Genomic DNA, 13,610 nt, shown 5'->3' with positions numbered 1-13,610 from the left:
ATCCCTCACGCGTCCGCGGTTGCACGTGTTGCAGCGAGACGAATGTCCCGTGCGACGAGCATGCTCTGAACTTGATTGGTGCCGTCGTATATCTCGGCGACCTTCGCATCGCGCATCAGCCGTTCGGCCCCGAGCGAAACCAAATCTCCGTCCGGCCCCAGAAGCTCGACGCATCGCGCGGCAACGCTCGTTCCCAATGTCGTGCAGTGCATCTTTACCAAGGACACCTCTGCGACCGGCTCCTCGACACTGGCGTCGACCTGATCGGACACCGACAACAGCATTGCCCGCGCGGCCGTGATGTCGCCGCGCAATCTGGCGAGCTCGAACTGCAGATCCTGGGCATGCGCGGTCTTGGACGAGAGTAGATCTCGATAGTTCGCCCAGGCCACCACGACGTCGAACGCACCCTGTGCGAAACCGACGCCCTGCGCAGCGGCACTGATTCGAGATCGAACGACCGAGCGCAAGAGCAGTGGGTAGCCGTCGCCTTCTTCGCCCATCCGGGCCGAGACGGGGATCCGGCAGTCCTGGAACGACAACGTCACCGTCGACGCACCCTTCTGACCCAACTTCTTCATCGGCGCTCCCGGCACGAAGCCGTCGAGTGTCGCAGTGTCGAGAAGGAAGGCAGTGATACCCGACTTCCCGAGGGCGGTGTCCACAGTGGCGAACAAGACGATAACGTCGGCACGGTCACCGTTGGAGATGAATGTCTTCTCGCCGTTGACGATGTAGCTGTCCCCGTCGCGTCGGGCGACCGTTCGCATCGAACTGACGTCCGAACCAGCACCGGGCTCCGTGAGCGCGATCGATCCGATCGCAGTTGCCTTGCACAGCTTCGGTACCCACCGCTCGCTCTGCTCCTGCGAGCCCTGAAGGTGAATCGGGTGAGCGGCATGCATCTGCGTCATGTAAACCGTCGAGGTCGCACCACAAACGGCCGAGATGCGCAGCAGCGCTTCGGCATACGTCGAGGTGCTCGCTCCTGCACCACCCAGGGACTTCTGCATCTGCAGAACCCCGAGGCCCGCGTCCGCCAGTTCGGAGATCGCAGCGGAGGGGAACGTGCCGGTCGCGTCGATCGCCTCGGCTTCGGGCGCGATGGTGCGCGCGATAATCGAGTCGACAATGTCGATGATGTCGTAATCGACGCTGGCCCATGGTGTGTTCATGTGATCTCCTGATGAAAGACGGGTGCCCGACGCTCGGCAAAGGACGTGATGCCTTCCTGCCCGTCGCGAGCAGCTATGGATACGGCAGCGAGTGCAGCCTCGTGATCGAGCGCCGCCGCGCGGAAGGCGGACCGTGCAGCGTCGAGGATGTTCGCGACGCCGGTTCGGCTTCCCGACGCGATCAACTCGGCCAGTCTCCGAGCTTCCGCCGCCGAATCTTCGGGCGGTAGCGGGGGAACCGAGAGAAGACCGATCTGCCAGGCTCGATCGGCGTCGATTCGTTCGCCCCCGAGCATCATCGCAAGGGCTGCCGGTTTGCTCACCGACATCGCGAGCCGTTGCGTGCCACCGAAACCCGGGATGCAACCGATGCGTGCCTCGGGAAGGCCGAATCGGCTCCGATCCGATGCGACGACCAGGTGGCAGGACAGCATCATCTCGAAACCGCCACCGAGCGCGAAGCCGTCCACGTCGGCGACCACCGGCACCACCGAGTCGGCGATGGCCGTCATCGTTCGTTGGCCTGCTCGAATGAACGAGTGCGCGGCCTCGACGTCGAGTCCGCGGATCTCATCGAGATCGGCACCGGCGCTGAAGGCGCGGTCTCCGCTGCCGCGAATGATGATGGCTCCCAGGGAATCGTCGTGTTGCGCTTCGACGACGACGCCGAGGATCTCGCCGAGAACGGTGGAGTTGAGCGCGTTCAATTGTCCGGGCCGAACGATCTCGATGGCCAGAACTCGCCCGGAACGGGTGGTGTCGATCATGGAACCCACACGACCTCCTCGTTCGCCAACTCTGCGATCGCCGCGTCGTCGAGCCCGATCTCTGCGAGCACATGTCGCCCGTGCTCTCCGCGCAGCGGCGCCGGAATACGAGCCTGCCGATCCTCGCGATCGGAGGCAAGTCTCCACGGAGTCCCGACTCCGCGGAATGTACCCGCCACCGGATGCTCGTAGGACACAATTGCCGAGCGTGCTTCGACCTGCGGGTCCGCGACCACCTCCGACAACGAGTTGATCTGCGAGCATGGAACGCCGACGGACTGCAGCGTTTTCAGTGCGGTCTCCGAGGACATGGTCTCGAGCCGAGCTTGGAACAAGCCGACGACTTCATCCCGCTTGGCACGGCGATCGGCGTTGGTTCGCAGGTCCTCCCGCTGCCCCAGATCGTGCAAGCCGAGCGCCTCACACGCGCGAGTCCAATGACCATCGTTTCCGATGGCGACGACGATGGGACGATCAGCGGTCTGCATGGACTGATAGATGGCCACGACCGAGTCACGACCCGAGCACGGTGCGGGTTCCGGATCTCCTGCGAGGTAGCTTGCGATGCGCGGCGACATGAACGCCAGATCGGCTTCAAGCAAGGCGATGTCGACGATCTCGCCCTCCCCCGTTCGCTGCTGTTTGACCAGAGCCGACGCAACAGCGAACGCGGCGACGGTCCCTGCTGCCACATCGGAGAGCGCCGTACTGACACGCTGCGGCACGCCGTCTGCACCCGTTACACTCATGATTCCCGATCGGGCCTGGGCAATGAGGTCGTAGCCCGGGAGCGCAGAGTCCGGTCCAGTGAGCCCGAAGCCCGAGAATGCGCATATAACCAACTTTGGGAATGCTTTTCGCAGAGTTGCTGGACTCAAACCGTGCTTGTCGAGTTTGACCGGGTTGATGTTCTCGATGAAGACATCGGCGGTCTCGAGCAATTTGAACAGGACGTCGCGGCCGGCCTGTCCGCGGATGTCGAGGCACATGCTGCGCTTGTTGCGATTGACCGACAGGAACCACGCGGCCTCACCGTTCAAGAATGGAGGGCCCCATCCGCGCGCGTCGTCCCCGCGAATCGGTTCGATCTTGATGACGTCGGCACCCATGTCTGCGAGGTACATCGAGGTCGTCGGTGCAGCGTAGGACGACGAGATGTCGACTACCCGCACACCGGCCAATGGCCCAATGGATGCGTCCATGCTGTTCTCCGATTCTGTGCTGGTGCCGCTCTCGCGCGATGCGGCGGTCATGGCAGCACTGTTGCTTGAGAACCCAGACCGAGCTGGGCAACCCGTGCCAGGTGAAGGCGCCGCCCACCAGCCCTCGACTGGATGCTGACTGCATCGCGCAACAGTCCGGCGATGGGGTACTCCTCGATGTATCCATACCCGCCGTGGGCCTGCACGGCATCGATGCACACGGCGACGGCTGCGCGCCCGGCCACGGCCGACACCGGCGACGAACTGTCGCCGTCGAGGGCCCGCAGCAGCAACGCCTCCGCTTCTCGAACGCGGAGATCCATCTCGGCGAGCAGGGCACGCAGACCCGCGAAGGACGCGACGGGGACGCCGAACTGGTGACGCCCCAGAACGTAGGACTGTGACTCGAGCACTGCCCGTCGGGCTGTGCCGATCAGCGCGGCCCCGGTGAACAGGTCCCACCGCGAGACCAGTTCCGTTGCGTCGCAACCCTCGACCACTGTGCCCGAGTCGATGGTGATGGAGACGAGCTCCGCCTGCGCCAGACCGGATCGTTTCGCGCTGGCGTCGGGGACGACGAGGTTCCACGGTGCTGAAGACACCGACCCGGTCACTGAGTCCCAGACAACCACGCGCTGTGGCTCCAATGCCGACGACACCACGGTCGTCGAGCCTGCGAAGGCCAATCCGAACGTCGAGCCACCCGGCCCCACATCTCGGCCGACATGGTCGGCCGCGTAGCGCCCGGCGAGCACGAAAGCGAGCGACGGAGAGGTCTGCGCGACTTCTCGCACGGTATGAGCGAGCCAGGCCAGACCATCGGGCTCATCGGCGACATCGCCTGCGAGCTCGAGAAGCCCGGTACTTTCCAACGCCCCCCGTGAAGCACTCATCGAGTCGGACGAGTCGGCCACCGACGATGCAACCTTCGTGGCTGTCGCCAGAAACTCCCGTAGCTCGGAGCCGAGGCCGCTCATCGGTTGAACTTCGAACGGTCGGGCTCGCGGCGCTGCTCGAACGATTCGGACATCTCGGTGGCCTCCTGAGTGCTGCGATACGCAGTGAGCAAGAGGTCGTGAGCCATCCGAGCCTGTCCGACGACACCGGTGTGGCGTCCGGAGAACGCAGCCTTGAGCGCACTGAGGGCGAAGGGGCCACGGCTGCGCAATGTCTGCGCCAACTCGATCGCATGGGAAACCGGATCCTCGGCGATGTCGTTGACGAGCCCTATCTCCTGCGCTTGCTCGGCGGTGTACTTGCGGTTGAGGTACCACATTTCCTTAGCGCGTCGACGCCCGATCGTCTGCTCGAGGTACCACGTGCCGTACCCGGCGTCGAAGCTTCCCACCATGGGCCCGACCTGCCTGAAGATCGAATGCGGTGCTGCAACGGTCAGGTCGCAGACAACCTGGAGAACGTTGCCGCCGCCGACAGCGAATCCATTGACGGCTGCGATGACCGGTTTGGGCATCGTGTCGATGAACTCGTACAAATCGATGACCGGCATCACGCTCGAGTAGTCGAGCGACGTAGGTTCCTCGTGTTCGCCGCCGATACAGAAGAACTTGTCGCCGACTCCGGTCAGCACCGCGACATCCACCGACGGCGTCTCACGCACCATGCGGAATGCGTCGAGCAACTCGCGGGCGGTCGTGAAACGCAACTTGTTCGCGTTCTCGGGGCGGTTGATCGCAATGGTCGCCACCCCCTCGTCGACCGAGACGACGATGTCTTCGTAGGTCATTGCGGTACCACTTTCTGTTCCGGTTCAAAGATCGATCTTTGTAAGACATTTAGTCTGATACTTTCTTTACAGAAACGTACATTGTCATACAGATAGAAGCAACAAGTTTCGTCCGTCTCGCAGCCTTACCATCGACTTCCAGGAGAGAACATGACCACAGCATCCACTCCGATCTGCGTCGTGGGCGCAGGCACAATGGGGCGTGGAATCGCGCAGACCGCGCTCGCTGCGGGCCATTCGGTCACTATCGTCGATCCACAGGAACATCAGCTGGTCGCCGCGGCAGCCGACATCGAAGCCCGCCTGACCAAACGGCACCCCGCATTGGCGGCCGACCTCGAGTCCGCGTTGACCACCTGCACGTCGATCCCACTCTCCCCGCGTCATCCGAACACCGTGGTCATCGAGGCGGTTCTCGAGTCGCTCGATGTCAAGTCTGCTGTCTTCACAGCAGCCGCGGACCACTTCGGCCCGCAGTGCATTCTCGCCACCAACACCTCTTCGCTGTCCGTCTCCGCGATCGCCGCACGCTGCCCACTCCCCACCCGGGTCGTCGGAATGCATTTCTTCAACCCGGTTCCAGTGATGAAGCTCGTCGAAGTCGTCACGGGGCTGCAGACCGACCCGCAGGTCGCAGAAGAGATCGACACGCTCGCGGTCGCATGGGGCAAGACGGTCGCTCGAGTGACGAACGCACCGGGCTTCATCGTCAACCGGGTCGCTCGTGGCTTCTACGGTGAACCCCTCCGACTACTCCAGGAGTGCGTCGCCTCACCCGCCACCCTCGACGCGGTCATCCGCGGCTCCGGGCAGTTCAGGATGGGGCCGTTCGAGCTGATGGATCTCATCGGCAACGACGTCAATGCAGCAGTGACCAGAACGGTCTGGTCGGCTTTCAACTTCGATCCCAGGTTCGAGCCGTCGCGAATCCAGGACGAGCTAGTCGCCGCGGGACGCTACGGACGCAAGAGCGGGCATGGCTTCTACTCCTACGCCACAGAGCACACCCCCGCCGAAGCTCCAGCACAGGTCCAGCTCGGCGCGCTTGCACCGCATGCCGTTCGACGCGGTGACAGCGCCGAGCTGGACGCGGTGTTGGAGCGATCCAGCATCGCAGTCACCCGCGACGAGCAGGCACCGGACGCACAGGCGGAACTCGTTCTCGACGGAACAGTCGTCGTCATCACCCGCGGCCGCACCGCGAGGTCGGAATCGGCAGCACGAGGCGGCACACCCGTCGTCGTTCTCGACCGCTGCATCAGCGTTGCCGAGGCCACTGCGATCGCGGTCGCATCGTCGCATGTGGAGTCGCTTTCGGCGGTGGCGGCCATGCTGCACCGGGCAGGCATCACCGCCCACCCCGTGTCCGACGTGCCCGGCCTTGTGCTCGCTCGGACCCTTGCCGTCATCGCCAACGAAGCCTGGGAGGCAACGATGCACGGCGTGGCCTCCCCCGCTGACATCGACATCGCGATGAAACTGGGCACGAACTACCCGGCAGGCCCGTTCGAGTGGACTCGCGATTGGTCACGTGCAGCTGTGTTGGAACTGCTCGACGCGCTGTGGTTCAGCTACCACGACACCCGCTACCGGGCCAATCGCCTACTGCGGGACTGACGCGAAAATCCCGTACGTTCACGCCGATGCGCGAACGTACGGGATTCTTCATGCCATGTAGCGGACGATGTCCTCTACCCGAGCCTTGGCGTCGCCGAACAACATTCGGCTGTTGTCTCGGAAGAACAGCGGGTTCTGCACACCCGCATACCCGGTTGCCATGGAACGTTTGAACACAATTACATCCTTGGCTTCCCATACGCGCAGCACCGGCATACCCGCGATCGGTGACGATGGGTCCTCGGCCGCGGCCGGGTTGACTGTGTCATTTGCGCCGATCACCAGCACCACGTCGACACGATGCAACTCGTCATTGATCTCGTCCATCTCCAAGACGATGTCGTAGGGCACCTTCGCTTCGGCGAGTAGCACATTCATGTGGCCGGGCAATCGACCTGCAACCGGGTGGATGGCGAACTTCACGTCAACTCCCCGCTCACGCAAAGCCTTGGCCAACTCTGCGACGGGATACTGCGCCTGCGCGACAGCCATTCCGTAACCCGGAGTGATGACCACCGAGGACGCGTTCTGCAGAAGGTCCGCCGCAGTCTCTGCGTCGACCTCACGGTGCTCGCCGTAGTCGGTATCGTCCGAGACCGAAGCGGTGGAACCGAATCCACCGGCGATGACGGAGACGAACGAGCGGTTCATCGCTGTGCACATGATGTAGGACAGGTACGCGCCCGAGGATCCGACAAGGGCTCCCGTCACGATCAGCAGGTCGTTGTTCAGCAGGAAGCCCGAAGCCGCTGCAGCCCAACCGGAATACGAGTTCAACATCGACACGACCACCGGCATGTCGCCACCGCCGATTGACGCCACCAGATGCCAGCCGAGGGTGAACGCCAGAACGGTGACCGCAACGAGCAGCCACAGCGACGGCACCGCGACGAACCAGACGGTGAGCGCGAAGAAAGCCACCAACGCCCCGATATTGAGAGCATTCTTGCCGGGAAGCATCAACGGGGACGAAGACATCTGGCCGGACAGCTTCAGGTTCGCAACGATCGAACCGGTGAACGTCACCGCCCCGATGAACACTCCGATGAACACCTCGGCGTGGTGAATACCCTCCACCGCCCCGGACTCGAAGGTTTCGTGCGCGAGATAGCCGTTCCAGCCCACCAGTACCGCTGCGAGCCCAACGAAAGAATGCAGTAGAGCAATCAGTTCCGGCATCCCCGTCATCTCGACCACCCGGGCACGCCACCGCCCGATGGCCGCGCCGATCAGCAGCGCCACGACGAGCAATCCGATTGCCACGCCGCCCGAGCCGTCGACGATCACCACGATGGTAGAGCCGACGGCGATCGCCATTCCCACGATGCCGTAGGCGATGCCGTTCTTCGAGGTTTCGTGCTTCGACAGCCCTGCGAGAGAAAAAATGAACAACACAGCGGCGACGAGGTACGCGGCGCTCGTCGCGGACAACACGGTCATGATGCCTCAGCCTTTACTGAACATCCGAAGCATCCGCCGAGTGACCGCGAACCCTCCGAACACGTTGATTGCGGCCAGAAGTGTAGCGACGAAAGCCAACACACGGATCACGCCGGCATTGGTGGAATCACCGCCAACACCGAGTTGGACTATCGCACCGACGACGATGATGCCGCTGATCGCGTTGGTCACCGCCATCAGCGGCGTGTGCAACGCATGAGCAACGTTGCCGATCACGTAGTACCCCACGATGACCGACAGCACCAGCACCGTCAAGTGTTGCGGGAGTGGAGCGGGCGCAAATCCTAGAATCAGGAAAAAAGCAAGCACTCCGCCCGCAAGCCAGACCCATCGATGCCAGATCGGCCGGGGCAATTGTGCCTGCGGAGCGACCACTTCGGCGGGTGCGGCGAGCGGCGCTGCGGACACTGCCGTCGGCGGCGGCGGCCATGTCGTGTGGCCGTCGCGCACCACGGTGACACCGCGCTGAACAACATCGTCGAAGTCTATGACCAATCGGCCGTCTTTCGCCGGTGTCAGCAGCGTCAGAAGGTTCACCACATTGGTGCCGAATAGCTGCGAGGCCTGGGTGGGAAGTCGGCGCGCCAGATCGGTATAGCCGAGGATGACCACACCGTTGTCTGTGACGACGCGCTCCCCGGCAACGGACCCGGCAACATTTCCGCCCTGTCCGGCAGCCATATCGAGCACGACACTTCCCGACTTCATCGAGGCGACATCAGCCTCGGTGATCAGACGAGGTGCCGACCGCCCAGGAATCAGCGCGGTGGTGATGATGATGTCCACATCGGCCGCCTGCTCGGAGTAGATTTCCGCCGCGCGTCGGCTGTAGTCCTCGCTGGTGGCCTTGGCGTAACCGTCGGTCGACACCGACTGCGCCACATCTACTTCGAGAAACTCTCCACCGATGGAACGGACCTGTTCGGCAACCTCGGGTCGCGGATCGGTGGCCCGAACAATGGCCCCGAGGCTCGAAGCCGTGCCCACTGCCGCCAGCCCCGCCACCCCGGCTCCGGCAACCAGCACCCTCGCAGGTGGGACCTTGCCTGCGGCGGTCACCTGACCGGTGAAGGACCGACCGAACTCGTGAGCCGCTTCGATCACCGAGCGATAGCCGGCGATGTTCGCCATCGACGACAGAACGTCCATGGACTGCGCGCGCGAAATACGAGGCACCGCATCCATCGCGAGAACTGTCAGATTCCGTTGTGCCAATGCTGCAACGAGTTCCGCGTTCGACGCCGGACCGATCAGACTCACTGTCGTCGCGTCGTCCGACAATCGGTCGATCTCCACCGGTGTCGGTGCATCGACCTTCAGGACGACCTCGGCAGCCCACACGACATCACCTGAGGCCACGGTCGCGCCCGCCTCGCGGTACGCACTGTCGCTAAAGCTCGCCCTCTCCCCCGCACCCTGCTCGACGAGGACCTCGTAGCCGAGGCCGAGAAGCTTGCGAACGCTGGCAGGGGTTGCTGCAACACGGGTTTCACCCGGCGTCGACTCGGCAACCACCCCGAGGCGCATGGGTTCGCTCAACTGCTCGAACCAGCGCTGTAACGCTCCATCACGGCAAGAATTCCAGTCCGGACGTCGGGCCGGGCGATCAACTCGATGTTCGCGGCCAGGCTTGCCCGGAGTGCTGCGTCCAATTCCACAGTAGATATCGCACGAGTGATCTTCTTGACGCTCGCGTACGTGGCCGATGGGCCGTGCGTCATATCATGGGCCAACTCCTGCGCCCGGTCCATCAACTCGTCGGGCTCGCGGACCTCGCCCACCATGCCAAGAGCGAGAGCGCTTTCGGCGGAGATGAACTCGCCCGTCGCGAGCAGTCGTAAAGCGGCCGCCGAGCCGATGAGCGAGGGCAGAAGGTACGCGCCGCCGGCGACCGGAACCATGCCGAGATTGACGTAGCTCTCGGCGAACCGTGCCCGCGAGGACGCGATCCGAACATCGCACGCGAGGCCGAAATCGAGTCCGCCTGCGGTAGCAGCACCGTTGTAGGCGGCGACGACCGGAACGGGAGCGCCCCACAGCATGCGCACCGTCGCCTGCACCGCAGGCATCCAGATATCGGCGAGGTAGTCCATCAGTGCATCGGGCCCATCGCCGGTATAGACGCCGTACATCTCACGAACATCGGCACCTGCGCAGAACACCTTGCCGGTACCGGTGAGCACCACAGCGGAAACCGAGTCGGTCTCCGCGAGTTCGGTTACTGCTTCGCCCATGCGTTGCACGACATCCGGAGTCACCGAGTTTCCCCTGTCCGGTCGGTTCAGCCGCACCGTTCCGACTCCGTCCGCCACTGATACGACGATATCGGTCACGTCACTTCTCCACTCTGGTCACGTTGGCAGGGACGCAGCTGGGGTCGGCGACCCAGGACTGCACGGTCTTCTTGATGTCGCCGCGGGCAATCTTCGACTCTCCCGATGCGCGTGGAATGGGATCTGGTGACACGAAGATATGTCCGGGCCGCTTGAACCCGGCGAGGTTGGTCTTGAGCCACTGATCCAGTTCGAGGCCGATCGACTCCCAGGGCTCCGAAAGGTGAACATACGCAGCTGGAGTCTCCCCCCATTTCGCGTCGGGAACACCGACTACGACGGCCTCGCGGACAGCAGCGTGCTCCTCGAATGCCCGCTCGATCTCCACAGGTTGAATATTCGTACCGCCCGTGATGATCGTTTCGCTCGCTCGACCCACGATGTAGATGCGCCCCGCGTCATCGAAGTGGCCGAGATCCGAGGTGCGCCACCAGCCGTCGGGTAGCGACCGTTCGGCGTGCTCGGCCTCGGCACCGAGAAGAGTGCTCGCGACACTCGGCGTGCGGATGACGAGCTCGCCGTCGACACCCGGTTCCGGACTGTCCAGGACAACGCCGTCGGCGTAGACAGAGAACTCGACACCGGGGACCGGGCGTCCGATCGACGCCCAGAGTTCGCGGTGCTTCATGTCGGTTCGCGACAGCAGCGTCGTCGATGCGGGCGCTTCGGTCTGGCCCCAGCACTGAATCAATGCGTTCGTGTGTTGCCCCACCACCTCGAGCGCGGGCAGAGCCGCCGGTTCACCGGCCAGCATGAGGCAACTGAGCGAGGATTCTCGGAGCGCGGACAGTCCCGTAAGCGTGCTCATTCGCCGTAGCATCGTCGGTACCGCGAACATCCACGTGATACCGCGTCGGACGATCACCTCCAGCATCTGCTCGGCATCGAAGCGATCCATGAACACGTTGGTTCCGCCGCACAGCAAGGTGGGAAGAATACTCCAGCCACCGGCGTACACCAGCGGCGCAACTTGCAGCGTTCGCGGCCTGTCGACGGGTCCACTGCTGCTCATCACCCAGGTGTTCCCGAGGATCGCCGCACGAGCACCGCGATGAGAGATGGCTATCCCCTTCGGTTTTCCGGTGGAGCCGGAGCTGAAGCGAATGTGATAAAGGTCGTCGGGACCGGTCGCGGCCTGTACGGATGTCGGTGCGCCGCCTGCGATGATCTCGGCGAAGTTCAGCCATCCGTCCCGTGGCCCGATGTGCACTCGCAGGATGTCGGCGTCGTGGAGAACCTCGTCGAGTACGGCAGAGGATGCCTCGTCGGCGACGACAAGTCGAACGTCCGCCAGTTCGATGCACCGACGGAGCTCGTTCGGAGCGAACCGATGATTGAGGGGAACTTTGACGAGTCCTGCTTTGAGCAAAGCGAATTCGAGCACCACGTACTCGACGTGGTTCTGCGCTACGTATGCGACGCGACTGCCCGGCGTCAGGCCGAGGCCTATAAAGGCGTTGGCCAAGCGGTTCGACGAGAGTACTAGTTCGGCGATGGTCAACCGATGCTGTCCGACAATGTCTTCCGCAGCCACCTCGTGCCCGGGGCGACGTTGGATCTGACTCATCAACTGGACGACGGTCTGGGCGACCGCCGGTGACTGCGCACTCATCATTAACCTTGACCGAAGCCGATTGGCATGGTCGCCAGTGACAGCCCGCCGTCGACCACGATGGTCTGGCCGTTGATGACAGCGCTCTGGGGAGAGCACAGGAACGCCATGACCTCGGCGACCTCGGCCGGTGTCGGGTACGCACCCGACGGGGTCTGCGCGAGCCACTGCGTCGCGTAATCGTCCCACGCGTCGCCGGCGTAGTAGCGGAAGGAGTCGGTGTCGATCGGTCCTGGGCAGACTCCGATCGTGCTCACCCCGTTGGCAGCCAACTCGATCGCAAGGTACTTCACGATCGTCTCCATCGCAGCCTTGGCCGCGCCGAGGAGGCCGTGTCCCGGGAGGACGCGGAAGCTGTCCCAACCGCTGACAGCCATGACGCGACCGCCACGGTTCATGTGTGGCAGAGTCAGTCGAACCAGGTCGAGGAAGCCCTGCACCGTGATGCCCATGGTCTTCTCGATGTGACGTCCATGAATGTCCATCAGCGGCTTGAACGCGCTGGCTGCGGCGTTGGCCACGACGACGTCGAGGGAGCCGAAGCGGTCGACCGCGTGTCCGATCATGGCCTCGACGGCGGCAGTGTCGGACACGTCCGCCTGCACAGCGAGTGCCTTTCCTCCTGCCGCTTCGATGGCCTCGACGGTCTGGCTCGCGGCCTCGGTGTCGCGGCGGTAGTTGACGACGATGTTTGCGCCTTCACCGGCGAGACGCAACGCGAGTTGCTGCCCCATTCCGCGGGAACCGCCGGTGATCAGGACCGTTTTGTCACGCATGGGGTGAACGACCTCTCGGTGTGGGATTGGAGAAACTCATGATCGGAATGGCAGGGCGGCGCGTCATGAGCCCATCGTCAATCCTCCGCCGACGCACAGGGTCTGCCCGGTGACGTAGCTGGCACCGTCGCCCGCGAGATATGCGATCGCAGCTGCGATTTCGGACGGCTCACCCGCTCGACGCATCGGCACGCCCCTCAGAATGCTGCCCAGCACCCCACCGTCCGCGCCGTCACCGGATACCAGACCTTGCTCCTCGAGCAGGGGGGTGGCGGTGATACCCGGTGCCACTGCGTTGACACGGATACCGAAGCGGGCCCACTCGCGAGCGAGCGACTTGACCAACGCAATGATGCCGGCTTTGGCGGCCGAGTAGACGGCTTCGCCGGAGGTGCCGACCGTGCCTGCTTCGGACGAGGTCAGCACGATGCTTCCGCCGCTGTCCTTCATCACGCGACCCGCGGCCGCCGACAGGTAGATCGCCGACATCAAGTTCACGTCGATGATGCGACGCCAGTAGTCCGGAGACTCGTCGAGGAACTTCGTGATCGCCGTCCACCCCACGGTGGAGACGACAGTGTCCAGATGCCCGACGGCCTCCACGGCGGCCGCGACCAGCGCGTCGCAGGCCTCCGGGTCGGTCGCGTTCCACGACTGTCCCAGATCGATGATCCCGTCCACTTCGGCGGCGAGTGCTGTCACCGACTGCGCATTGAGATCCGCCGCGACGACGCGAACTCCCGCGCCCGCCAATTCGATGGCGCTCGCGCGTCCGATTCCGGATCCCGCTCCCATCACCAGCGCGGTGCGGGTGCCATTACGTTCTGTCATCGACGATTCTCCTGTAGAACTCGAATACGCTGGTCGGTCGTGGTCGTGGTCACGCGTAAAAATATCATGGTGCGTATTGTCTGACAATACAG

General features: G+C 63.7%; 12 protein-coding genes. 1 reads left to right on the top strand and 11 read right to left on the bottom strand.

What is annotated here, in order from left to right; genetic code table 11:
- Positions 1-5: 5 nt before the first annotated feature.
- The 5 genes from BH95_RS19965 to BH95_RS19945 are packed head-to-tail and all read right to left on the bottom strand — an operon-like array spanning position 6 to position 4,888.
- Positions 6-1,175, bottom strand: a complete 1,170-nt coding sequence (locus BH95_RS19965; RefSeq protein ID WP_037183704.1) for an acyl-CoA dehydrogenase family protein — start codon at positions 1,173-1,175, stop codon at positions 6-8.
- Complete coding sequence (locus tag BH95_RS19960) at positions 1,172-1,942, bottom strand: enoyl-CoA hydratase/isomerase family protein (protein WP_037183702.1); 771 nt, start codon at positions 1,940-1,942, stop codon at positions 1,172-1,174. The genes BH95_RS19965 and BH95_RS19960 overlap by 4 nt, the downstream gene beginning before the upstream one ends.
- Positions 1,939-3,195, bottom strand: coding sequence for a CaiB/BaiF CoA transferase family protein (locus BH95_RS19955; protein WP_244165058.1), 1,257 nt, complete (start codon positions 3,193-3,195; stop codon positions 1,939-1,941). The genes BH95_RS19960 and BH95_RS19955 overlap by 4 nt, the downstream gene beginning before the upstream one ends.
- The gene (locus BH95_RS19950; protein WP_037183700.1) at positions 3,192-4,121 is read right to left on the bottom strand and encodes an acyl-CoA dehydrogenase family protein; all 930 of its coding nucleotides are present in this window, start codon (positions 4,119-4,121) and stop codon (positions 3,192-3,194) included. The genes BH95_RS19955 and BH95_RS19950 overlap by 4 nt, the downstream gene beginning before the upstream one ends.
- On the bottom strand, positions 4,118-4,888 hold the full coding sequence (locus BH95_RS19945) for an enoyl-CoA hydratase-related protein (protein ID WP_037183698.1): 771 nt from the start codon (positions 4,886-4,888) through the stop codon (positions 4,118-4,120). The genes BH95_RS19950 and BH95_RS19945 overlap by 4 nt, the downstream gene beginning before the upstream one ends.
- A 150-nt stretch (positions 4,889-5,038) precedes the next feature.
- On the opposite strand from BH95_RS19945, the gene BH95_RS19940 reads away from it, so the two are divergent.
- Positions 5,039-6,505, top strand: coding sequence for a 3-hydroxyacyl-CoA dehydrogenase NAD-binding domain-containing protein (locus tag BH95_RS19940; RefSeq protein ID WP_037183696.1), 1,467 nt, complete (start codon positions 5,039-5,041; stop codon positions 6,503-6,505).
- Between the two features lie 48 nt (positions 6,506-6,553).
- On the opposite strand, the gene pntB is transcribed toward BH95_RS19940, so the two are convergent.
- From pntB to BH95_RS19910, 6 genes are all read right to left on the bottom strand, one after another.
- Positions 6,554-7,945 carry a Re/Si-specific NAD(P)(+) transhydrogenase subunit beta gene (pntB, locus tag BH95_RS19935; RefSeq protein WP_176458691.1) on the bottom strand — a complete coding sequence of 464 codons (1,392 nt, stop codon included), beginning with the start codon at positions 7,943-7,945 and terminating at the stop codon, positions 6,554-6,556.
- A 6-nt stretch (positions 7,946-7,951) separates the two neighbouring features.
- Positions 7,952-9,493: a Re/Si-specific NAD(P)(+) transhydrogenase subunit alpha gene (locus tag BH95_RS19930; protein WP_037183692.1), complete on the bottom strand. Its 1,542-nt coding sequence runs from the start codon at positions 9,491-9,493 to the stop codon at positions 7,952-7,954.
- Between the two features lie 8 nt (positions 9,494-9,501).
- On the bottom strand, positions 9,502-10,299 hold the full coding sequence (locus BH95_RS19925; protein ID WP_037183690.1) for an enoyl-CoA hydratase/isomerase family protein: 798 nt from the start codon (positions 10,297-10,299) through the stop codon (positions 9,502-9,504).
- Position 10,300: 1 nt separating this feature from the next.
- Entirely contained in the window at positions 10,301-11,911 is a 1,611-nt protein-coding gene (locus BH95_RS19920) for a class I adenylate-forming enzyme family protein (protein ID WP_244165057.1), read from the bottom strand.
- A 2-nt stretch (positions 11,912-11,913) separates the two neighbouring features.
- Positions 11,914-12,687 carry an SDR family oxidoreductase gene (locus tag BH95_RS19915; RefSeq protein WP_037183687.1) on the bottom strand — a complete coding sequence of 258 codons (774 nt, stop codon included), beginning with the start codon at positions 12,685-12,687 and terminating at the stop codon, positions 11,914-11,916.
- 63 nt (positions 12,688-12,750) lie between these two features.
- Positions 12,751-13,518: an SDR family NAD(P)-dependent oxidoreductase gene (locus BH95_RS19910; RefSeq protein WP_037183685.1), complete on the bottom strand. Its 768-nt coding sequence runs from the start codon at positions 13,516-13,518 to the stop codon at positions 12,751-12,753.
- Between the last annotated feature and the right edge of the window lie 92 nt (positions 13,519-13,610).

The sequence above is a fragment of the Rhodococcoides fascians A44A genome (assembly GCF_000760735.1).
GTDB lineage: Bacteria > Actinomycetota > Actinomycetes > Mycobacteriales > Mycobacteriaceae > Rhodococcoides > Rhodococcoides fascians_E.
Note: the sequence above shows the minus strand (reverse complement) of the source record. Positions and strands in the feature narration are given on the sequence as shown.